At 36.4% G+C, this 22,786-nt stretch carries 18 protein-coding genes; 7 read left to right on the top strand and 11 right to left on the bottom strand.

Annotated features, from left to right (window positions below; all coding sequences use genetic code 11):
- Positions 1 to 7: 7 nt before the first annotated feature.
- Together BK009_RS09555 and BK009_RS09560 are read left to right on the top strand one after the other, a co-directional pair.
- Entirely contained in the window at positions 8 to 469 is a 462-nt protein-coding gene (locus BK009_RS09555) for a hypothetical protein (RefSeq protein WP_100909471.1), read from the top strand.
- A gap of 45 nt (positions 470 to 514) precedes the next feature.
- The gene (locus tag BK009_RS09560) at positions 515 to 3,727 is read left to right on the top strand and encodes an Eco57I restriction-modification methylase domain-containing protein (RefSeq protein ID WP_100909472.1); all 3,213 of its coding nucleotides are present in this window, start codon (positions 515 to 517) and stop codon (positions 3,725 to 3,727) included.
- Between the two features lie 9 nt (positions 3,728 to 3,736).
- Here the strand turns inward: BK009_RS09560 and BK009_RS09565 are convergent, their stop codons facing one another.
- The 5 genes from BK009_RS09565 to BK009_RS09585 all read right to left on the bottom strand — a co-directional run bounded on the left by BK009_RS09565 (position 3,737) and on the right by BK009_RS09585 (position 8,664).
- Positions 3,737 to 5,674: a DUF3732 domain-containing protein gene (locus BK009_RS09565; protein WP_100909473.1), complete on the bottom strand. Its 1,938-nt coding sequence runs from the start codon at positions 5,672 to 5,674 to the stop codon at positions 3,737 to 3,739.
- A complete protein-coding gene (locus BK009_RS09570; RefSeq protein WP_100909474.1) occupies positions 5,671 to 6,168 on the bottom strand; it encodes a three component ABC system middle component in 498 nt (165 codons plus the stop codon). The genes BK009_RS09565 and BK009_RS09570 overlap by 4 nt, the downstream gene beginning before the upstream one ends.
- Positions 6,169 to 6,176: 8 nt before the next feature.
- Positions 6,177 to 7,349 carry an ABC-three component system protein gene (locus BK009_RS09575; RefSeq protein WP_100909475.1) on the bottom strand — a complete coding sequence of 391 codons (1,173 nt, stop codon included), beginning with the start codon at positions 7,347 to 7,349 and terminating at the stop codon, positions 6,177 to 6,179.
- Positions 7,350 to 7,481: 132 nt separating this feature from the next.
- Positions 7,482 to 8,072: a hypothetical protein gene (locus tag BK009_RS09580; RefSeq protein WP_100909476.1), complete on the bottom strand. Its 591-nt coding sequence runs from the start codon at positions 8,070 to 8,072 to the stop codon at positions 7,482 to 7,484.
- A gap of 88 nt (positions 8,073 to 8,160) precedes the next feature.
- Complete coding sequence (locus BK009_RS09585) at positions 8,161 to 8,664, bottom strand: hypothetical protein (protein ID WP_100909477.1); 504 nt, start codon at positions 8,662 to 8,664, stop codon at positions 8,161 to 8,163.
- Between the two features lie 95 nt (positions 8,665 to 8,759).
- Between BK009_RS09585 and BK009_RS09590 the strand changes: the two genes are divergently transcribed.
- On the top strand, positions 8,760 to 9,212 hold the full coding sequence (locus BK009_RS09590; protein WP_100907644.1) for a transposase: 453 nt from the start codon (positions 8,760 to 8,762) through the stop codon (positions 9,210 to 9,212).
- 52 nt (positions 9,213 to 9,264) lie between these two features.
- Positions 9,265 to 9,669, top strand: a complete 405-nt coding sequence (locus tag BK009_RS12880; RefSeq protein WP_232728106.1) for a transposase — start codon at positions 9,265 to 9,267, stop codon at positions 9,667 to 9,669.
- Here the strand turns inward: BK009_RS12880 and BK009_RS12440 are convergent.
- Together BK009_RS12440 and BK009_RS09600 are read right to left on the bottom strand one after the other, a co-directional pair.
- Entirely contained in the window at positions 9,570 to 10,097 is a 528-nt protein-coding gene (locus BK009_RS12440) for a hypothetical protein (RefSeq protein WP_157809724.1), read from the bottom strand. The genes BK009_RS12880 and BK009_RS12440 overlap by 100 nt on opposite strands.
- Before the next feature lie 59 nt (positions 10,098 to 10,156).
- Positions 10,157 to 12,046: an AAA family ATPase gene (locus BK009_RS09600; protein WP_157809725.1), complete on the bottom strand. Its 1,890-nt coding sequence runs from the start codon at positions 12,044 to 12,046 to the stop codon at positions 10,157 to 10,159.
- A gap of 1,077 nt (positions 12,047 to 13,123) precedes the next feature.
- Here BK009_RS09600 and acs point away from each other — a divergent pair.
- The gene (acs, locus tag BK009_RS09605; protein ID WP_100907205.1) at positions 13,124 to 15,028 is read left to right on the top strand and encodes an acetate--CoA ligase; all 1,905 of its coding nucleotides are present in this window, start codon (positions 13,124 to 13,126) and stop codon (positions 15,026 to 15,028) included.
- A gap of 279 nt (positions 15,029 to 15,307) precedes the next feature.
- On the opposite strand, the gene larC is transcribed toward acs, so the two are convergent.
- The 3 genes from larC to BK009_RS09620 form a co-directional block, all read right to left on the bottom strand.
- Positions 15,308 to 15,811, bottom strand: a complete 504-nt coding sequence (gene larC / locus BK009_RS09610; protein ID WP_100907206.1) for a nickel pincer cofactor biosynthesis protein LarC2 — start codon at positions 15,809 to 15,811, stop codon at positions 15,308 to 15,310.
- Positions 15,812 to 15,827: 16 nt separating this feature from the next.
- Positions 15,828 to 17,609, bottom strand: coding sequence for a hypothetical protein (locus BK009_RS09615; RefSeq protein ID WP_100909479.1), 1,782 nt, complete (start codon positions 17,607 to 17,609; stop codon positions 15,828 to 15,830).
- A gap of 220 nt (positions 17,610 to 17,829) precedes the next feature.
- A complete protein-coding gene (locus BK009_RS09620) occupies positions 17,830 to 19,467 on the bottom strand; it encodes a bifunctional N(6)-L-threonylcarbamoyladenine synthase/serine/threonine protein kinase (protein WP_100909480.1) in 1,638 nt (545 codons plus the stop codon).
- A 293-nt stretch (positions 19,468 to 19,760) separates the two neighbouring features.
- Here BK009_RS09620 and cobT point away from each other — a divergent pair, with 293 nt between their 5' ends.
- Together cobT and BK009_RS09630 are read left to right on the top strand one after the other, a co-directional pair.
- Positions 19,761 to 20,828 (top strand): nicotinate mononucleotide-dependent phosphoribosyltransferase CobT, encoded by a 1,068-nt coding sequence (gene cobT, locus BK009_RS09625; RefSeq protein ID WP_100909481.1) that lies wholly within the window; start codon positions 19,761 to 19,763, stop codon positions 20,826 to 20,828.
- A gap of 109 nt (positions 20,829 to 20,937) precedes the next feature.
- Positions 20,938 to 21,672: a cyclase family protein gene (locus tag BK009_RS09630; protein WP_100909482.1), complete on the top strand. Its 735-nt coding sequence runs from the start codon at positions 20,938 to 20,940 to the stop codon at positions 21,670 to 21,672.
- 98 nt (positions 21,673 to 21,770) lie between these two features.
- On the opposite strand, the gene BK009_RS09635 is transcribed toward BK009_RS09630, so the two are convergent.
- On the bottom strand, positions 21,771 to 22,616 hold the full coding sequence (locus BK009_RS09635) for an undecaprenyl-diphosphate phosphatase (RefSeq protein WP_100909483.1): 846 nt from the start codon (positions 22,614 to 22,616) through the stop codon (positions 21,771 to 21,773).
- Between the last annotated feature and the right edge of the window lie 170 nt (positions 22,617 to 22,786).

Here is a 22,786-nt window from a genome sequence, read left to right on the forward strand (position 1 = left end):
GACTGCCATGGTCATCTCCCACTCCAAAAAAAGCTTATTTATTCTGATCACCATGAGAAAAGAAATAACGTTAGAAATGGATCCAGAGCTACTGGAAAAGATAGAAACATCACCATTTGAACTGGAAGATTTAGTTGATTTAAACTTTTGCTTAACTATTGAGATAAATTCTTTAAATAAATTGTATAAACTTCAGATTAAAGGTATCCAAAAAGATTTAGACATATTGAAAGAGAAAAATGAACTTTATAATGATATTTGGATGGCTAAAAAGCGAAAAATTTTCATATTAAATAAATACAAGGAAATTAATAAACCCTTAATCCTTTTTGATATCTTGGTTAATGAAAATAATCCAGATATGTATGATGTTGAAGAATCCAAATACAGCGGCCGCCTTGATGAAATTGACTATTTTTTATCTGAATATCTCGAGGAAATTCAAAGTATGGATAGGTTCAGCGATTAAGATAAAATCAAAACATTATATTATACTTGATACAAACATTCACATATGGAAAATGATCTTTTCAACCTAACCTTACTGAAAAAGCATTCCAAAAAATTTAAATTAACTCCATCTAAACATGATTTACTTAAAGAGTACATTAATAAGGTTGAAAAAGACGAATTTAAGTCAGAAACCAAGAATTACCTCTATTTTTATGATGTTATCCTTAAAAGCATCCTGGGCTATAAACGGGAAGATGTTCTTTTTGATGAAAAGGGTGATGTAGGAACAGGTCGAAGTGAGTTTGTTTTAAAATCTGATGATAAAAAGTTCATGGTTATTGAACTAAAAGGTCAGGGCATTGACTTGGACAAACGACAAAGTGGCCGATCTGATAATAAAAGTCCAGTCGAACAAGCTTTTGGATATGCCATCAACACTGGAGATGTTAATTGGATCATGGTATCCAATTATAATGAAATTAGGCTTTACAATTATTATGAGAAGACCAAATACATATCATTTAATGCAAGGGAATTGTTAGATAAGCAGAAGTTCGCATGCTTCATGCTGGCGTTTTCCAGAGAATCACACATTGAATCTGATGATATCAGCAAAGTTCATGAAGGCACTTTAGTTGTCGATCGCAAACTGGCAAGTGAATTCTACAAACTGTACAATGAAACACGGCTGATGTTAATTAAGGAACTGGAATCAGAAAGTCAGATGGAACGGTTAGATGCTATTCACTACGCTCAAGTAATCCTCAATCGTTACATGTTCATCTGTTTCGCAGAAGATACTAATCTACTACCTTCACAAATATCCATTGACACCGTAGCAACACCCATACAAAAGGGCAACTTACGACATAGGAGTATTTGGCAGCGACTAAATGAATTATATCTTGATATTAATGAGGGAAATGAGTTCAAAAAGATAAGTGAATACAACGGGGGTTTATTTGCTGAAGATCTCGACTTCATAATGATCAGGGATATTGTCGATGAGCAGAACTTTTTCAAAGATGTATACCAAGATTGGAACTTTACCGAATACGAAAAAGACATCAACCATTTATTAGGAAATGCAAAAGACCGTGTTAATTCAATATACCGTAACATGCTCACAATATCCTCATTTGACTTCTCAACAGAGTTAGATGTAAATATTCTTGGTCACATCTTCGAAAACAGTATTGGAGACATCGAAGAACTCAAGGAAGATAGTAAAGGCCGACGTAAAAAAGAAGGAATCTTTTATACTCCTAATTACATCACGGATTATATATGTAGAAATACTATTATCCCTTACTTGAGTAAATCTGGTAAAGTGATTAGTGTTGATGAACTCATCAAGGAATACTCTGATGGAAATGAAATTAATGATTTGGAATCCGGAGTAATGAATATTAAGATAGTAGATCCAGCTTGTGGATCCGGAGCATTTCTGAACAAAGCTGCTGATGTGCTTTTAGAAATACATAAAGGAATTTATGATTTTAAAAAGGGAAAATACACAACTACTATCAAAACTCGTGGTGGAAAAGGCAAAAGCAGGGTAAAAAGGGATGCAAAACATGTTAAATTGGACTCTTACTTTGATGAGGTTAACACCAGGCGTGAAATATTAATCAACAATATTTATGGAGTGGATCTTAACGAAGAATCTGTGGATATAACTAAACTCTCCTTGTTTTTAAAAGTCTGCCAAAAGGATAGAAAACTCCCCGAAATTGACAATAACATAAAATGCGGAAATAGTCTTATTCATGATCCCAAATATACTGATAAACCATTCCAATGGGAAACAGAATTCCCTGAAATATTCAAAGCCGATGGTTTCGATGTGGTGATAGGAAACCCACCATATGTGCGACATGAAAAGATAAAAGAGATTAAACCATATCTTAAAGATCATTTTAAGACTTATACGGGGTTAGCTGATCTTTATGTTTATTTCTTCGAAAAAGGACTTGGGATTCTTAAAGATAAGGGTATGTTGGCATATATATCTTCAAATAAGTTTATAACAGCTAATTATGGGAAGCCTTTAAGGAAATTTATTTTAAATGAAGTTGAGTTTGAATCTTATATTGATCATAGTTCTGATAAAGTGTTTGATGATGCAACTGTACATTCTTGTGTTATTGTTCTAAAAAAAGAGATTCCAAACGAAAATATGGTGTTAATTGATGATTCATTCGAAATTCGACAATCAAGATTAGGAATCGATAATTGGTGTTTTGAAAACCCCACTATATTGGATTTAAGAGATAGAATAGGCAGAAAGGGTATAAAAATCAAAGATTTTGAAGATTTAAAGATGTATTATGGTATGAAAACTGGTTTGATGAAAGCCTTTGTAATAGATGAAGAAACCCGAAATCATCTTATTACTGAAGAAGAGAAAAATAAAGAAATAATAAAACCATTCATACGTGGAAAAGACTTAAAAAAGTGGAAAATTGATTATAGAAATCTGTATTTATTATACATACCTTGGAAATTCCCTATAGATAATTATAATTCTATTAGAAATCATTTATTAAAATTCAAGGATGATCTTATAAAAAGACCGGAAGTAAAAACAGGTCGTGTCGATTGGTTTGCATTAAGCAGATATGCTTCTGATTATTCCCACGAATTCGAAAAAGAGAAGATAATTTGGGCTGAAATAGCACCGGAGCCTCGTTTTTGTATAGATGGGGCTAAATTATATTGTGAAACATCATGTTTCATCATGGTAAAACCCAAGAAATATGATTTAAGATATTTGGCTTCATTGCTAAATTCAAATCTATTATTATGGATTTTTAAGCAGATAAGCCCACAAATAGAAGGTAAAAGATTACGTTATAAGAAGCAATATGTCGAACAACTCCCTATCTACCCTGCAACCACTGAAGAGCAGCGACCATTTATCCAAAATGCAAGTAGAATGCTACAGTTTAACCAAGAACTTCAAAAAGAGATAAATGGGTTTAAAAACTGGATTATGGGGGAATTTGGCGTTGAAAAGTTCTCCCAAAAGCTTGAAAAGTACTATGAGTTATCAGCAGATCAATTCATCAGTGAATTAAGTAAAAAGAAGGTAGACACTAAATCTCGGAAGAATAGGGAATATTTGGAACGAGAATTCAGTGAAAGTCTTGCAATAATAAAACCCTTACTCCAAGAAATCGAACAAACAGACAATGAGATTGATCAGATGGTTTACAAGTTATATGGTTTGAATGATGAGGAAATAATAATTATTGAGGATAGTTTAAGTTGATATATTATTTCAATCATTTGTCCAGGATTTAGGAATCAATGCTTCTCCTTCTCTCCAATTTTCAATAACGCATTTTTCAAACCATTTTTCTCTTATGTAGGCATGATCAGTCATAATGATTTGGAAATTTGGGCTTAACTCATCTATCAATTTTATTGTGGAAATATACATCTGTTTAACTGCTTCTCTATCTTCATCTTTCTCGATTTCTTCAATATTCCCAGTAACATCTCTTTCTGCAGGGAAATAAACTTGTGAAGGCTGATCAATGAATAAAAATCTTGGAACTGGTCGTTTTTTTCTAACAAATAGGGTATGTAGTCCAAAATGGGCTATTAAATGATATCCAACCCAATTTCTTCCACTACCCATATGATTCATTGGGATTGCTCCATTTTCCGTATCTGCAACAATTGTTAGTTTATTATAGTCTAGACGTAGTGGGTTTTCTGAATGTTCGACTTTAAATTCCTGTGCCCAACGGTTTAAATACTTTGTTAAGAGGGATGAAATTGAATTAAGATTTTCTTGAATTTTTTCATCGCTTATTTCCAATTTAAGGTTGTATATTTTGACTTCTAAAAGTTCAATTTGTCTTTTTAGATGACTGGTATCTTCAAGGTGAGGTAAGCTTTCTAAATAAAGGCTAACTCTGCCTAACAAATATGAACGTTTAGCGTTGTGGTCATGGATTGATGCTAACTGTTCATTTGATTTTTGTATTTTATCTAACTCTTGTCTGTTGATTTTTAGCTTATTCTTAATATTTTCTATTTGATCTTCTAATTCTCGCATAACTTTTTGCATTTCTGGAGAAATTTCTTCAACCTTACGTATTTGAGAATCTAGTAAGTTTAATGAGTTTTTTATGTTATCAACTGATGGAGATTTCTCTGTAATGTTGGAATTACATATTGGGCAGACTTTTTGATTAGTTAGATCGTCAAATAATCCGATAGTTCGTAAACGAGTTAAATGAACGTCTGCTCCAGCGGTATACGCGTTTTGATCAGATTTAAAACTATTTATCGTTTCATATTTTGCTTTAGCAAACCCGAGTTCCTGTTTCAAATTGTACTGTTCGTCTTGCAGGTTTTCAAAAGTCCCACCTTTTGAAATAATTTCTTCTTCCATAGAAACGGGGGATTGTTGTAGCTTTTTTAATGCATTAATGGAGTCTGATAGTTTTTCTGGAATTGATTCACGCCATAAACCAAAGTCTTGAGCTTCTATTAGTAAATTTTTTGCTTGATTAATCCCTTCACCTTCAATAGCTTCGTATTCCGATAAATTTTGCTTTAAATTTCTTAATTCTCTCCGATTTTTTCTTAATTGTTTTATTTTGGAAACATAATCATCGTCTACTGCTCCAAGGAAGTAAGGTAAAACGTCTTTAATAGCTTGGGTTTTGCCTTGTTCGCCCTGATTGTGGAATAAGAACTTTTCGCTGCTAATTTCATTTTGGTGTTGAAATGTAAAAAATAGGCTATGTCTAATATTTGCAACAAGTTTATGTCTTGTTTGTCCATGAACTGGTTCGTGGATGTTTTCTGAAATTCCTGCATGATCAGATAAAATTTTTTTTAGAGTGGATCTGTTAATAGTTTTTTTCAGTTCGTTATGTTCCTTGATATCTACTTTTTGTTGAATTTCATAATAAATGTCTTCAGAAGTATTTTTAACTCCTTCTGGGAGCTTTCTAGCAATAAAAACTTCACCTTCCGTTACCTTTAAACGAAGTCCTGCCCATTGAACTGTTTCACGGATAGTACCTTGAGGTATATTGCATGATCTACTCCCAAGACAGTAATCAATAATATTCAATAGAGCAGTTTTACCTGTACTACTAGCTCCAGTTATTATGTTAAGTTCACCACTTTTAAACGAAATAATGCGATTATGTCCTTTTTCATTATATAAAATTAAATTTAAAATCTGAAAAGTCATGGTCTCACTCCCCAAAGAGCCATCACGGTTTCTGTTGAACCAGCTTTAGCAAACCATCTTCCAACAAAGCTTGAACGCTTAATACAATCTCTAGTTTCGCCTTCTAATTCCCTTAAAAATTTATTCACATCATTCTTGGTCTTCGGTGTTATTAATCTACCTTTTTCATCTAAAAATAGCCAGTCATGTAATAATCCAAATAAAATAGATTCTTGAACATATGGTTTGACCGGAATAATTCTGTCTTGAACAGATAATCTTAAATGTGCATTGTTCCTGATCCAAGCTCCTAATGAAGTACGAGTTGTTATTGGTAACATTTGGCGAGTTTTAGCTTGTAATACAATAGGTAGAACAATGAAAGCTAAAGGTAAAGGGAAACCTTCATCTTTAGTAATGTTATATCCTATAACAGATGATGTTAGGATGGCACAGCAAAAAGCAGGATTTAGCAAATTTGCTGCTTCACTTGACCTTTCATTCCACTTTTTCATGAATTCACCTAAACAAATAGCTTTTTCAATTTGGTTTCAAAATCAGGGTGCCATCCGACTAACCCTTTATCAGAAAGCATATGATATGAACCCTTACATATTGAAGGATGGGTCACGCCAGGCCTAATAGGTTCATTTACATGAGTTTCGATCCAATGATACAATGTTCTCGCACATTCTTTTTTCATTTCTTCAGCAGCTGTTTTACCTAGCTTTTCTTTCATCCTATCGAAACCAGTTTTCCACTCGTCGACTAAAATATCTTCATATTGATCTAATTCATCAGGAATAAACAGATCATCCGTAGCCCAACGGGTTCTATGTTCAAAAGCCCTGTAATAATGCTTAACTGCCAAAAAAATACGTTCATTACTTGATTCAATTATTTCAAGTTGCTGTACAAAATTTCTATCAGCATATGCGGATTTATTTACAGTAACATTAAGAATATCTCGGTCTATGGGTAAGTTATCATCTTTAAACTGTTCTCGAAGCATATCTATTTCTGTATCAATCTCCTTGCTTGGAATTGAGTCCTTGGTTTTTGTTAAATGTTCTAAAACTCTCGTAAACCACCATCCTTCAAGTCGATTAAACAAAGGTTCTAAATATTTTCTTTTTGTAGCATAACGGATCGTTTTCATCATTTCTGAACCTATATCAGAGATTAGTGGTGAAGAATCTACAATAAATACATTATTAAAAAGCATTTCTTTTTCATCATGGGGAATATTTTTAAAAGCTTGGTAAGCCTTTTGGTTAGTTACATTTGTTGATGTTGCGGCAGTATTGTTTAAACGTTTAATAGCCGTGGTTATGTCACGTTTCTTGATGTAATCTGCTGTGGAGCCATCGGAGACTTTTTCAGTAGTTATTAAAAAAAAGGTTGTATCAGAATTAAACTCCCCTGAAGAAATTCCTTCACACCATATTCTAATGGTCTTCCAAAGATCTGGAGAAGCATCATTAAGGTTTGCAGAGTCGTTTATACTGTGTTTAGTTTGTAATATCTCTTTTGAATCTCCTTGGTGGAAAACTACATCGTCTAGCGTTTCTATTGAAACGTTAAATTCTTCGTCATCCTTCATTTTCTTAAGGCTTTCCCACAATGCAAAACGGCATTGATATAAATATCCTTTAAATGAATCTCTAGCCGAAAAAGGTGATTTTTTGCTTTCCAAGTGATTCACAACCCATGTATGTCTGGTATATTTATATATAAAGGATTAAATCCTTATAAAATGGTTATAGAATTAATTCTAATATTTTTCTTGTGATATTATTTTAGCTAATATTAACATTCATTTATTTTATTAAATAGGGGATATAAATGAAACAAAATCAATTCCCAACTCTGTAGTTCTATTCTGGATAAGATCACGTCCTCCCATTGAAGTGTTTAGAACATCTCCTGATTGGACAAGACCTTGCTGATGTAAATCATCCCAAATTTTTCTTAAAAATGTCTTCGATGTTCTGGGGAAGGCTGTATTTAGAACCTCCATTATGCCCATTGTACTGAAATCTTTTCTAATTTCATTATCTGTGGCCCATTTGTTAGGATCATCCAATAACTCCATTAGTTGAAAATGCCAAACAGTGAAATTGTTAATTATTCCAAGAAACATTATAATTTCGTATTCATCATAATCGCCCATGATAGATTTTATCACGACATTGCGTAAATATTCTAATTTTTTAATTTGGTGATTTTTAACGGCAGCTGGCAAAATATGCAGTAAAGCTGTTATAAAAAGTTCATTATTTGACAAGTCATTTATTTTGGTGTTGTCAAGTTTTTCCAACGACTCGTTTAATAAACCAACAAACTTTTCGCACCGTTCCAAAATGCATGGTTCAATAATTCCAGAGACACTGATGATGTTTTTTGCTTTTTCTTCCATAATATACCTCCACAAAGATTTATTCATATGCATTCAAGGGGGTATAAAATAAACCCGTAATATTTTTCACAAATTTTCGAAAATACCATTATTGGAATCTTACTTCTTCTTGGAGAAATCCAAGAGCATCAAAACCATCAATGGGTCTGCGTCTCCCAGAAACAGGTACAACTTTTGCATTTAATTTATCACAAAAATATTCATTAACCTTTTCTTTTTGGGGCCCAGATAACCCTTTAATAGTTCCATAAATCGTTTTTTCATCTAAATTATCCTTAATATGTAACCTATCAAGATTTATTTGATTGTGAAGATTTAAACCTAAAAATACAATTAATTCGGATGAATTAATTAATTTCCTTGCCATTCCAAAACATTTCTTTTCGATTTTTTCGTGAATGATTTTAATTCCGGTTGATGATCTCTCCAATTCGGCTAATGTAGAAGGAATGTCACCGTATGCTCTGCCATAATCATTTTCCCAAGGTAAATCATCCATTTTTCCATGTACATGGATGATTTCAATGTTTTTCTTGATGAGTTCAGCACATTCTTCTGTTTCGTTTCCAAATGTGCTTTTTAAACTGTTCATTAAGGAGTGCTCTAAATGCCGATCATAATTAAAAGTCGCTCATATCCCCATATTAGTGCAAAGGTTTATGTGAGGTTAGTGCCATATTATAATGTATGAAATCCGAAAATTTAGTTCCAAAATTGTTTGTTCCAGATGAAGAAAAGGCCATGGATTTTTTACGACATGTGAGGTGGTCTAGTGGAGTTTATTGTCCGGTGTGCAAATCTTTTGAAGTTTATAATCGGGGTGTTCAGGGTAAATCACGGCGCTATTCTTGCAATAGTTGTGGATTGAATTTTAGTGACCTTACTGGAACGGTATTTGCCAATAAAAAGCTTCCTGTGGGTGAGATATTTTATATCATTATGAATTTGGATAAAAAAAGTGTTCAAAGGCTTTCAGATGAGTTAGGTCATAAGTGGGATAGTGTTTATCGTGTAGCGCATGAATTTAGAGAAAGTTTGATGGATAAATCCACGGATCCTGTTTTGAAGGGTGATGTGGAAATAGATGAGATGTATCAATCTGCAGGTGAAAAGGGTTTAAAAAAACTATCCAAGGACTAGAGGACTTAAATTAAGGGGAAGGGGAACTTGGAAAAAAGATAAACCGCCAATTATTACTGTAGTGGAAAGAGGAACGCGAAATACAATATTAATGGTAGAAAAGAATCTTTCTAAGGATTTAATTCGGGAAAAAATAGATAAGCATTGTAATGAACCTATAAGGTTATTTACTGATGATTATACTATATACTTTGGTTTAGAAGGCCATTCAAAGGTTAAAGAACATCACATAATCAAACATTCAGAAAAAGAATATGCTGATGGTGAAAATCACGTTAATAATTGTGAAAACAGACATTCGCTCTTAAGGCAATATTTAAGAATATTTAGAGGGGTTTCAAAGAAAAAACTGAATACTTATGTTAAATTCTTCCAATTTACTTTCAATAAAGGGGTAAATTGGTTTGGAAATGCAATCCAATTAATATTAAATAATTGCACTAATACCGGGAGATGAGCGTTAAAAGTTATAAAATTAACATTATTGTTTTGACAATATTCCTCTACGGAATGACAATGAGCTAATTCTGCATCGTGTAAATATTCAAACCAGTCCCAAGGGCCTTTTTCACTTTTTTCAGATTCTATAATTCCACATGTTATTGCTAATTTACCTATTGCACAAAAATTTTCTCTATTTTCAAGAAAAGCATCAACTGATGAACGTCTTGATTCGAGTAAATTAGTTTTAAATTCTGTTGATTCATCATATTTTTCTTGTAACAATATTGTTCGAAGTAAAAGATTGGGTAGCTCAATATTCACAGTTCTCTTATTCACATCAAGATTTTCAATGATTTGTTTCCTTAATTTTAATCCAGTGGGGTATCCATAAGGAACACTTGCCCCGGCCCCCAAAATAAAAACTGTCTTTTTTTCAATCAATATTCCTCCCCCGTCAAGCCCCCGTCAAGCAATCAATAGTTAATTTTATTTAACATAACCTAGGAATAACCATTAGATTTTAAAATAAACTCGTACATTTCTCTTACTAAATTTTGGGCATCTTCTGTTAAATCATCCCATTTAACAGTATGTTTCTTTGCTTTCTTTAAGAAAGTATTTTTATATCTAATAGTGCCAGAACTCGTTCCATATGATTTTATAACTTTCTTTTCTTCATCCATAATCATTTCTTCATCAATGAATTTCCCCAGTGGTTTGTTTTTATAATCTTCATAAGAAATATCAGTTTTTATATTTTCTAACCCTTTCTCATGTTCGCCAACGATTTCAAGAAGAATTTCCTCTGAAACCAAATTTTCAATTTCTCTGGAACCCAAAACATGCAATCGGTCACCTAAAAAAATTTTTAACTCTTCATGTCTCTCATTTTTTCCTTCATCTTTATCAACAATCAAAAAAAGTTTTCCACATAACCTTTCAACATTTAATGGCCTTTCCTCTTTATCCAAAAAAGACCAGTGAGTTATATTATTCCCCCCATACTCTACAAATGAGTAGTTATAATCTTCTTTAATGTCATGAACGACATGATCGTCAGGATTTTCTTTAATATAAATGTCCAAATAATGTCTTAAGTAGCCCACATCAGTTATTCCTTCAACCCAAATGGTACAATTTGACAGAAACACGGAAGAATTTCTAACTCCGAGTAATTCTAATGCGTTAGCATCTCCTTTAGATAAGTTTTCTATATTAAAAGTGGCTGTTTTATCTACTAATTCCTTTTTAAAAGCGTAAATTGAAATATCATCATAATCAATTGTTATGTCCAAAAAGTGATTAGAATGAGTAGTAAAGAAGAATTGGAAATTCTCGAACCTATCATCAAAAAATAAATCAAAAATTTTTCTTTGCAATCCGGGATGTAGTAAATGTTCAGGTTCTTCAATAAAAACTAAAACCTGTTCATTGTCTTTTATTTTTCCTTTATGAATAAATAGGGGCAGGGTTAAGATGATTATCGATTGAATTCCATCACCTAAATCGTATATTAATTTACCTTCTTCATCCCCTATTTTAACTTTAATAACATCTTTTTTATTGTATGACTTATTAGCTACAGGAGTGATCTTAACCTGTTCATTATCAAAAAAGTTAATGGACAAATATTCTTGAAATTCTTCTATTATTTCTTGTTTTTCATCAGATTCATTCAACATATAGTCATAAATGTCTTTGTAAGCATTAAGGCCTGTAGAAATTGTAAAATTATCATCTAAATTTCTTTCACGTTTTTCTAAATCAATAAAATAATCATATCTAGTCCGTATTTCATATCCATCAAATGGCTTGGCTTCAACTTCATTTTCACCACAATAACTCACAGGCCGGAGGCCCCTTATAATTGGGATATAAACGTTTTTAAATGGATAATATAGATTAAGACCATCAACTTTTTCTTTAATAAATTTCAAAATGTATTTGGCGTAGTTTAAGGTGTCATAGCTGTTTTGATCATTAACCCCATCTTTTTCATGATCAGCAATGCTTTTCTCACAATCATCAATTAATTCCCCCAAGTCTTTAATAGCATTATTGACTGCCAATTCTTGGTTTGTGGTTAAGAAATCGATTTTATCAAAGTTTTTTTGAAGATATATTCCTGCTACTAGTTGAAAATTGTCATCAATTGATTTATCTCTCAAGGTCTTTAATGCATTATTAATATTATCAATGGCAGTGTTATTTGGCTTAAAATTAAGTTCATTTATAAATAAGAATCTTAAAAACCGACTTTTCCCTTGATTATTTGATCCAACAAAAATATTCACTTTAGATAGATTTTTAATGGAATCAATCTTTCTGGTATCTATTTTTCCATTTTTTAACCTATATTCTTCTATAAATTTGTATGAAGGATCAGGCATCTCGATTTCATTAATTAAAAATCCCATAAAAAATAATACAATTTTATAATATTAAATTTTTACTATTATGTCCCATGAATCTTAACACTTGTAATTTAATCGTTCAACATTGTGATCAAAAGTTTATTAATTTAATCTGGTAACGACAACCAATTTTTTTCTGATAAGTTTTATATGAGGGTTCTTCTCTAGAAAATGCAACCCCTCAATTTTTTTGGCATTTGTATCCTTGCATGCATCTTCAATGAAAGATAACAAGTTTTATATGTTATAATCTAGTTATATACTAACTAGGTGAATGTAGAATCAAAGGTGAAGCCTAAACTGGTTATCTTTTTTTGATTACAAATGTTATGCATAAAGGATCTTCATATTTGTCCATTGAATCTCCACCATGATCTTCATATAATTCCATTCTTTCTTAACATAATTTACTGGTTTTCATGGATTGATAAAACTTACCTCAACAAAGGAATTTTTTCCCAAGTAACCCATAAGTTCTTTGAATAACAATCATTATTGGATAATCCCTGAATTTAGTAATTTTAAAGGAATTAATCTTTATTAAACATGATTTAATCCCACACGATCAACATTGATATATCTGAAAAGCTATATTGAATGATTTAGAAGCGTATGGGGGTGTTGATACTATTTTTTACAAGTCACGTGTTACTATAATAGTTGGATTTATATACTTCTTAAGCCTTTAAAAGATTGTCAGAAGATGAACATGACTTAATAATAGACCACTTAATATCTAAAAATCAAGTTATGAAATCGTGAAAATATTCAAATTTTAATTTTAATCCATGGTGTAAATTTCTGGAAAACCAGCTATAAAAAACCAATTTCTAATATAATTTAAATATATAGTTAAGAATGTAGATTTCTCAATATATTACTTATTCATTATCTTAAAAAAAAATCGCTTTCAAGTACTGGTAATAATAAAATAATAAAATATTATATTTAATTTGCTTTCTAAGAATCTTGGCAGTGAAATTCAAGCTTTAATAAAAAAATTAGCTTATTTCGGGCAAATAAAAAAATTTATACAAATTTAAGGGTGAAAGCATGGTAACGAACGTAAATACTTCAAACAGTAATAAAAAAGTTTTTAAACCTAATTACATGCTGGTGGAAGAGGCTCATGTGAAGAATTGGGAGGCTGAAATAGAGAAGGGTAAAGACCTGGAGAAGTACTGGGGTGAAAAGGCTGAACAATTTGAATGGTTCCAGAAATGGGATAAAGTCCTTGATGAAAGCCAGAAACCCTTCTACAAATGGTTTACCAATGGTAAAATAAATCTAGCTTACAACGCTGTGGACCGGTGGATACACACTGATAAAAGGAATCAAGTGGCCATACTCTACGCCAATGAAAGAGGTGATGAGAGGAAACTCACCTACTACGAACTCTACCGTGAAGTGAATAAAATGGCCAATGCCCTGAAAAATTTAGGTGTGGAGAAGGGTGACACAGTTTCCATGTACCTGCCCATGTGCCCGGAGTTGCTGGTTTCCATATTAGCCTGTAACAAAATTGGGGCCATTCACAGTGTGGTGTACTCTGGACTGAGTGTAGGTGCATTTGTGGATCGGATGAACGATGCCGAGGCCAAAGTCCTCATAACTGCCGATGGAACTTACCGGAGGGGAAAAATAATTGATCTCAAACGAATCGTGGATGAAGCCCTCCTTAAATGTCCCACCATAGAAACCACCATAGTGGTGAAACACACCGGCAACCCTATTAAAATCTCTGAATTAAGTGGTAAGGAAATATTCTACGAAAGACTCCTGGAAGGTGAGCTGGACGAATGTCCTGTTGAAGAAATGGACTCCGAAGATCCCCTGTTCATACTTTACACTTCTGGAAGCACAGGAAAACCCAAGGCAGTTCTGCACACCACTGCCGGGTATATGGTGGGAGTGGCCACCACCTTGAAAACCGTGTTTGACATCCATGATGGTGACTTATGGTGGTGTACCGGGGATATTGGCTGGATCACTGGCCATAGTTACCTCCTCTACGGTCCATTACTGCTGGGAACCACCACCCTGGTGTATGAGGGAGCACCGGACTATCCTGACCCGGGGATATGGTGGAAGATTGTGGAGAAATATGGGGTAACCAAGCTTTACACTTCACCAACTGCGGTAAGACACCTGATGAGGTATGGGAGTAAATATCCAACCTACTATAACCTTTCATCTCTGAAGATTCTGGGCAGTGTGGGTGAGCCAATGAATCCTGCAGCCTGGAGATGGTTATACAAAAACATTGGATATGAAAAGACCCCTATAATGGACACCTGGTGGCAGACTGAGACTGGAATGCACATGATATCGCCTTTACCCATTTCTCCACTTAAACCCGGGTCACCTACTCTTCCCCTGCCTGGTGTGGATATTGATGTGGTGGATGAAAAAGGGAAACCGGTGCCGGTTGGTGAAGACGGGTACCTGGTGATTAAAAGGCCATGGCCTGCCATGTTCAGAACCCTTTACCAGGATGAAGAACGATTTATTAATGTTTACTGGAAAGACCTGCCTGGTGGAGTTTACAGGGCGGGGGACATGGCTCGCAAAGATGAGGATGGTTATATCTGGATACAGGGTCGTTCCGATGATGTGCTGAAAATCGCCGGGCACCGGGTGGGAACCTCTGAGGTGGAAGCAGCATTTTCATCTCACCCTGCAGTGGCTGAAGCAGCAGTCATTGGTAAATCTGACCCCGTCAAGGGGCAGGTTATAAAAGCTTTTGTCATACTCAAAGAAGACTACCAGTTAACCACCGATGTTATTGAGGATCTCCAGAAACATGTACGCTACGAACTGGGACCAGTGGCTGTTCTGGGAGAAATAGCCCAAGTCGAAAAGCTACCCAAAACTAGGAGTGGTAAGATCATGCGCCGGGTGTTACGTGCCCAGGAAGAAGGGAGGGATTTAGGAGATTTATCTACCTTGGAGGAATAAATTCTTGAAAGTTGGATTTCAAAAAATTTGGAAAAACTAAAAAAATAATCTCCCAAATTTCAGAAAATGAATTAAGGGGAATGCTTAACATAATGGGGTAAATTAGCCTCATTATCCTTTTTTTCTACTTATTCTTTTGTAAGAATATGATGATGGTAAGTATAATAAATAACGATCAATTAACAGCTAAAAAAAGTGAAAATAATTAAAATAGAATAGAAAAATAAGATTATTTTAGGGGTCCATACAATCCAATAATTATAAGTCACGGAGTGCCTGTCAATTAACACTTATTTTTATATTTTCTTCAGATAGTGCTTTTTTATAAGCTTCTGCTTCGATTATAGTTTTTAACTTAGATAGTGAAATTTGTATTCCCTTGGATTCCAAGTTCAATGCTATTTTTTTAATGTCCTCATATTCTGCTTTCAAGGATATGATCTGTTCATCATCATTTTTTAGGTATTTAACCCGTACTTCTGCTTCAAACTGGTTCGTGTTTGTTTCAACTGTTACTTTCCTGGTAATTATTTCGAACGGGAGCATTATATGATCAGTGTGGAAGATTTTCATCCCTAGTGTTCCTAGTTCCAGTGCAAGGAATGCTGAAATGTCTTCTAATTTTTTTTCAGTTACTTCTACTAAAAAAATATATTCTACACGTCCTTTTTTGGTAATTCCGTTTAGGACGTGTATATTTTTAGCTCCTCTTTCCATGGTGCGTTCAATGACATAGGGCAAGCCTTCGGTGGGCAGATCGTCTACGGTAATCATCAGCAGCATTTTTTTACACCAGGAATTAAAGTTCAGACATTATTTTAATCGCCCGTTTACTAACCTCTTCAGCTCTTGGAACCCCTCCAGGTATTGCTGATGATATATATGCGCCTTCAACAGCTTTTCTTGCTATTTCCCGTGGTGTTAATTCACTGTTCATTGTTGCAGCAACAGCTGCTGGTACTATGATATTAATGATGGTGTGGCCACATAACTGTAGTTCCACAACTGGAACTGCTGCCAATGGAATTGCTTCGAGTATATCCATTTTTTTATTAACCACCGCATCTGGTATCACCTTTTGTGATAAACCATCAAAAACAATCTTTTCACCATCCACGGTAACTTCTACTGTTGTATCTGTGTCAAATCCACAGTACCTTTTAAGGAACGCATTGGGAGTTCTCCGGCCACAGCCCTGATAGCGGGTAATGTTTATCTTAATGTCTTTCCCCATCATTCCACTGAACAGGGCACTGCATGCTGTTTCCACATCGTTCAATTTTTCATCATCCAGCATGCGCACGATTTCATCCAGTTTTTTACCTTCTTTTAATTTGTCATAGGTAAATTTAGCTCTTTCTGACACGGCTTTGGTTAATCCCCCATCTGTGGCTAGTATCATTGCTTTAGTGACCGGACCTCTTTTAACTTGTTCGGCCTTTCGGGAAATGGTGTTGGTGGCTACTTTGGCTAGTTCTGGTTCAAGCCAGAAGTTTTCTTTAATCTCTTTTATCTTTTCTGCGGCTACTTCCAGGTCTCCACCACTACTTATAAGAACTTTCATTGCCAGTACTGCATCAGCAGTCATATGACCTAGTGGAGGTTGCAATGGACCACCAGAGAAACCGGCACCGATTGCCAGAGATTCTTCGAAGGCGGATAGCATTTCTTCAAAGGCCATCATCCCTATAACTGAGGGTCCTCCAATATCTTTAAGTATAACACCTAAATCTCCTACCAGATGTGCGGTGTCATATTCTTCCCCAGTTCCTCTAATATGGAGTTTTTCAGGAAGTCCTGCTGCTTCAACTGCACCCAAACCAGCTACGTAAGCACTGTTGTCTTTGAAAAGTTCCCCGTATTTTTCCCCAATTTCAGAGTCTGGATGGACTATTTCCAGTATGGCTGCAGCTCCAAATATGGCGGCGGTAATGGGGCTGGGTGGCATTCCTACATTGGCATAGGCTTTTAACATTCCTTTGGTCCCTGCGGCGGCACCGTTTCTGGCAAGTTCCGGGAAAGCTATGTCTTCTCCCAGTGCTCCATGGCCATACAATGGTCCACCCCCCACACCCATGGGGATGATGCTTCCATCTATCTTTGTGATTTTATTGTCAAAAATATCATCATAAACAGCCCTAACTGCTGCATATCCTGATATCCTGTTGTTTACTTTGGCGGTGGGTATGGCAATAACTCCGCAACGATCTACTCCGGCAATTATCCGGGCCATGGCCCCTAACTTTCGGTTCCCGGCAGGAACCCCTGCTTGGGCATTTGTCCCGGCAAAATAACATAAAGTAGCACTTATGAGGGCGGCGTTAGCAGGGTCAGCTCCAGCTAGTGCAGCTGAGTCTATTGCCTTTTTTAACACGTCATCTATTGGTAACTGTTGAACATTATGGTCAGTGAGTTTAATCTCGGTTCCTCTCTGAACATCTTCAGCGATTGAGTTAGCTGCACATATTGCAGCAATATTTAACATCCCATGTCCCTTGGTCAGAGCTTCAATCCGATCATTGGTCATCATATCCACATCGGAGGTTGAAGCCATAATAGCTGCTATTATCTCTTTTTCCATAGAATCACCGTATATTAATATTATGGGAAAGTTCTCATATATTTTCCGATAATAATGGGCCATAATAATTGATTTATAAAAATTATTATTTTGTGAATTTTTCTAATAAGACCTGGATGGACTAATTCTATTAACAGTAAAAAGAGTAGGGTGAGGAACTTTTTTTGGAGATCCCTCCTTTGCTTATAACTTATAACTTATCAGTTATAATTTATAAGGTCTAGGTATAACGTCCCCGTCCTTCTATTTCCTCAATTTTAGCAACTATCTCTTTGCAATCCCGGGCACATGAATATCCTTCAATTATGGAATCAAAACATTCCCGGCTGATATCATGGTGGATGCCGTTAATGGCCTTTTTAAAAACCAGCAAATCCACCCCCTTATCCTCAATTAGATCAGAAATCTTACCCAGACCAAAATCAATGAACACCACAGAATCCCCATCTTCACGGAGAATAATGTTGCTGGTGGTTAGATCACCATGTATTATACCACAGTCATGAAGCCGGGCCACATTTTCCCCAATAATCCTGGAGATAGACTTGATTGTGGATAAATCCATGGAATTTTCACCACTGAAAATCACCTTTACTTCGTTTCCTGCAACCTTCTCCATGGTGATAACACTTTCTTTTAGATCAACATCATAAACCAGGGGAGTCACCACCCCACAACGCTTAGCCTCTCCCAGGAGTTTAGCTTCATTTTTGGTTCTCTTCCTGCGGAGGTACGCATCAATCTCCCTGATCCGGTAACCCTTAACCACCCTCTTTTTTAGGAGAACTTCTTCATCCAGGTAATGACCACTGCAGATATTGGCTTCAGCACCCTTGGCCACCAGTTCCACGGGAAGTTCCAGTTTCCGGGCCGATTTTTCCATCCAGGGAACATCCACCTGGTCAGTTCGGTAACGCTGTATAACATGGGTGTCCGCCATGTTCAGATTTTTAGCGTGCCGGTACATTAACAAACCCAGCCAGGCGTTCATAGCCCCGTTATCCCCGCAGTACTTCATTTCCGGCATGAAAAAATCAGCATAGTGTTCCTGGGTCATGACTTCCAGCATCTCACGTAGGCGCTGGTTGGCGGCTACACCACCCACCAGGAGGACTTCTGATTTTTTAGAATGGGCCAGTGCCCGTTCAGTCACCTCTACCAGCATGGCAAATGTTGTTTCCTGCAAACTGTAACACACATCTTCCAGGGCAGCTCCAGATTCGTATTTACGAATGGCAGCAGTGAGTAACCCGGAGAAGGAAAGATCCATCCCCTTCACTGTGTAGGGTAATTTCAGATAGTTATCAGAGGCCAGTGCCAGTTCCTCCACCCTGGGGCCACCAGGGTGTCCCAGGCCCACTGTACGGGCGAACTGATCTAAACAGTTCCCAATGGCAATATCCAGTGTCTCTCCAAATATTTGGTAGCGGCCACTGTCAAAGGCAGTTACCTGGGTGTTACCCCCACTAACATAGAGTGTAAGGGGGTCCTGGCAGCCAGTGGTCAGTCTGCCAATTTCGATATGTCCTATGCAGTGATTCACACCCACAATAGGCACATCCAGAGACAAAGCCAGGCTTCTGGCAGCGGTGGCCACTGTTCGCAGGGCTGGACCTAGGCCTGGTCCGCGTGCAAAGGCTACCATATCCAGGTCTTCTGGCTTTAAATTTGCTTCTTCTAAGGATTTTTTTATGAGGGGGACCAAGTTTTCCGCATGGTGTTCGGCTGCTTCACGAGGGTGGATTCCTCCTTTATCTGGAAGAAGGGCCCGGCCCTGCAGAGCCAGGATATTACCTTCGGAATCTACTATTCCCACACCAGTTTTTTCTGCTGTTCCCTCTAAACCAATACATATCAATTATATCACACTCTAAAGCCCTAAAAATGAATTAATTGGAATGAATGCTTTAATTATTCATAATTATAATGAGTATAATCCAATTTAAATTAATTTCATAGGATTTATCCCACCATCCATTATCTCTTTTTCATCATTATTTAATTTTCATAAAAGTCTATGAATGCAAAGGGTATTCCCCTGGAAAATTTATTTTTATATAGAACTTCACCCAATTTTATAGTCAAACAAATTTTAACCAGTAAAATTAAAAATTAGTATTTTCTTAAATTATTTTTAAAAGAGGAATAGGTATGGATAAATCTATTAAAAGTTTCGGGTCACGAGATAAACTTCAAAAATTACAGAACAAGGATTCATTATTTTTATGTGTTATTGCCACCACTTTAACTTCACGCATTCCAGGGATAACTGGTGCAGGAGCATCACCTGAACTAACAGATTACACTCCAGCAGCTGATGTGGAATTAATACTCCACGGCAAACCTCAATGTCTTCCTGAAATCCCTCAAACAGTGGTGGGGGGAGAAGCAGCCCCGACTCCTGCAGTGATAACTAAAGCCGCACTTGAAATGGCAGGAATTCCTTTCCTGGTTGTGGATGCAGGTTCAGCCATCAAACCTTCCATTCCATACGTGAATATTAACCATAACCGGGGTGGCAATATTGAAACCGGGGCAGCTGTCCTTAATCCTATGGAAATATTTAATAAGGGAAAAATGCTGGGGAAAACCCTATCTAAACTCACTGATCACCTGATAATAGGTGAAAGCACCCCTGCCGGCACCACCACTGCACTGGGTGTTCTGGAAGCCCTGGGCTATGATGCCTGGGGGAAAGTCAGCGGGAGCACACCTGAAAATCCTCACACACTAAAACGCCAGACAGTGGAAAACGGCCTGAAAGCTGCGGGGTTAGCCAATGATCTTCCCCTGGATCCATTCCAGGCAGTGGGGGCAGTGGGGGATCCTATGATCCCGGCAGTAGCAGGAATCACAGCAGGAAGCACGGTACCGGTAACTTTAGCGGGGGGAACCCAGATGACCGCTGTATGTGCATTCTTAAAAGAAGCAGTGGAAGGTTTTAGTTTCGAGGATGTTTCCATAGCCACCACCATTTTCGTGGCCACTGATGAAACTGCAGATATCAACTATATTGCCCAACAGATTGCACCCATAAACATCTATGCAGTTGACCCTGGATTTGAAAAATCAGAAAACTTGGGACTTCAAAAGTACACCCAGGGAGTGGTGAAGGAAGGTGCTGGTGCTGGGGGGGCGATGCTAGCTGCCCAACTTCAAGGTATTTCTATTGATGATATCAGGGCTAAAACAGAGGACTTATGTAGAGAAATTTTCTAAATACATTTAAGTTGGAAAATATTGCCTATATTAAAATTATGTGGTTGAACTACATAAATTAACTGCGATATTATTCGAATCAGTTTTTGAAACAACCACCAGTGATCAAATGGTAAATGATGAAAAGAATAATGGGAACGATTACCAGTATATTAGGATATCCTACAATCTCACTAGCAAAACACCAGTCCACCCGGACCTTACCAAAATAACCATAACCCCCAAAACTCGGATTACACAGGGGGATGATTACAACACTTCAGTTATTACTGTGGAGAATCATTCCGGAACCCATGTGGATGCCCCCTCCCATTTTCTGAAAGATGGACGTCCCATTTATACCTACGGTCCTGATGAACTAATATTCAATAGTCTTCTGCTGCTGGATTTATCCAAAACAGCAGATGAACTCATTAATAAGGAAGATTTTCGCACGGCACTAGAACAGTTTGAAACAGACCAACTTGATTTTGATTGTATATTAATACGTACTGGGTTTGGGAAATACCGTGAAACTGACCCTGAAAAATATCTAACTAAAAATCCAGGAATTTCACCCGAAGCGGTATCTTATCTGAGAGGTAAACTCCCTAAACTGAGGTGTTTAGCTATTGATACGGTTTCTATGTCTCGTTACGGTAGAATGCGAGAGATGATTGAAGTTCACCAGACTGCTTTCCAGGAAAAGGCAGAGTTCGGCAAACCCCTCCTATTTGTTGAGGACTTGAATCTCCAATCCCTTCAATCCGGTATGATTCTGGAAGAAATTATGATCATCCCCTGGCAGGTGGAAGGAATTGACAGTGCCCCCTGCACCGTACTGGTGAAAATTAAATCAAATTAAATGGGGAAATGGGGTTCAAAATAAGGGGCTTTAAAATAAAGGGGTCAAAAAAATAAAGTGAGCTGTTTCCCCTATTTTTACACTACTTTTTTAGGGGATTATTTCCAGACCAAGGTTATAATTAGGGATAAAGCACCAATTATCCAACAGTAATAGGCGAATATTCGCAGGCTGTGCTTTTGAATGTATCCCATCATAAATTTAACTGCCAGGTAACTGAAGATTGCTGCTGACAAGAACCCTGCAATCATTACTTCCAGACCGGCATCAAAACCAGCAATATCTTTGGCCTGTACAAGTGCAGCTCCCAGTATGGCTGGAATTGACAGTAAAAAACTGTAACGTGCTGCTAATTTTCTTTCCAGGCCTGAAAATAACCCTGCGGCTATGGTGGACCCGGAACGGGATATCCCGGGTGCAATGGCAAATCCCTGGAAAAGACCGATAATGAGGGAATTGGTGAAACTAACCTCTTTAATCTCTTTACATTTAATCTCTTTTTCACGGTTTCTATCGGAAATCCATTCCGCACTCCATAAAATTACCCCGGTTATGAGGAGGAAGAAACTAACTGCTGCTATAGAACTGAAAAGGCTTTCAAACTCGCTTTTTAAGAGAATTCCCATCAGGCCGGCCGGGATGGTACCCACCAACACCAGCCAGGTCAGCCTCTTGAATGGGTCTTCTTTTATACCTTCTTTAAAGTTTCCATTGATAATATCAATTAAACTAGACATGAATGCCTTTATCATGGCTAGAATGTCTTTCCAGAAGTACCCTACCACTGCTACCAGTGTACCAACGTGCAAAAGGGTGTCAAATGCTAAACTGGACTGTGCACCAATTAGCTCAGGGACAAATACTAAGTGTGCTGAACTGCTGATGGGTAAGAATTCGGTTAATCCCTGGACTGCTCCCATGATTATAGCTTGAATGATATCCATAAATTATTTCTCCATTTTTTATAAATTGCTTTCATTTCTTGTTGTATAATTGTCTAAATTCATTGAAGGTATTAGTAAGCTGGGCCTATACTTAAAACTGCTCTTATAAGTTTTAATTTATAAGTTCTAAGTTATAACTTATAATAAGGGTATCCTGATTAACAATATTA

Origin of the sequence: Methanobacterium subterraneum (genome assembly GCF_002813695.1) — an archaeon.
Taxonomy (GTDB): Archaea; Methanobacteriota; Methanobacteria; order Methanobacteriales; family Methanobacteriaceae; genus Methanobacterium; species Methanobacterium subterraneum.

Coding starts and splice junctions, on each gene's coding strand:
- BK009_RS09555 (WP_100909471.1), top strand. CDS start 8: ATGGTCATCTCCCACTCCAAAAAAAGCTTATTTATTCTGATCACCATG.
- BK009_RS09560 (WP_100909472.1), top strand. CDS start 515: ATGGAAAATGATCTTTTCAACCTAACCTTACTGAAAAAGCATTCCAAA.
- BK009_RS09565 (WP_100909473.1), bottom strand. CDS start 5,674: ATGACTTTTCAGATTTTAAATTTAATTTTATATAATGAAAAAGGACAT.
- BK009_RS09570 (WP_100909474.1), bottom strand. CDS start 6,168: ATGAAAAAGTGGAATGAAAGGTCAAGTGAAGCAGCAAATTTGCTAAAT.
- BK009_RS09580 (WP_100909476.1), bottom strand. CDS start 8,072: ATGGAAGAAAAAGCAAAAAACATCATCAGTGTCTCTGGAATTATTGAA.
- BK009_RS09585 (WP_100909477.1), bottom strand. CDS start 8,664: ATGAACAGTTTAAAAAGCACATTTGGAAACGAAACAGAAGAATGTGCT.
- BK009_RS09590 (WP_100907644.1), top strand. CDS start 8,760: ATGAAATCCGAAAATTTAGTTCCAAAATTGTTTGTTCCAGATGAAGAA.
- BK009_RS09600 (WP_157809725.1), bottom strand. CDS start 12,046: ATGCCTGATCCTTCATACAAATTTATAGAAGAATATAGGTTAAAAAAT.
- acs (WP_100907205.1), top strand. CDS start 13,124: ATGGTAACGAACGTAAATACTTCAAACAGTAATAAAAAAGTTTTTAAA.
- larC (WP_100907206.1), bottom strand. CDS start 15,811: ATGCTGCTGATGATTACCGTAGACGATCTGCCCACCGAAGGCTTGCCC.
- BK009_RS09615 (WP_100909479.1), bottom strand. CDS start 17,609: ATGGAAAAAGAGATAATAGCAGCTATTATGGCTTCAACCTCCGATGTG.
- cobT (WP_100909481.1), top strand. CDS start 19,761: ATGGATAAATCTATTAAAAGTTTCGGGTCACGAGATAAACTTCAAAAA.
- BK009_RS09630 (WP_100909482.1), top strand. CDS start 20,938: ATGGTAAATGATGAAAAGAATAATGGGAACGATTACCAGTATATTAGG.
- BK009_RS09635 (WP_100909483.1), bottom strand. CDS start 22,616: ATGGATATCATTCAAGCTATAATCATGGGAGCAGTCCAGGGATTAACC.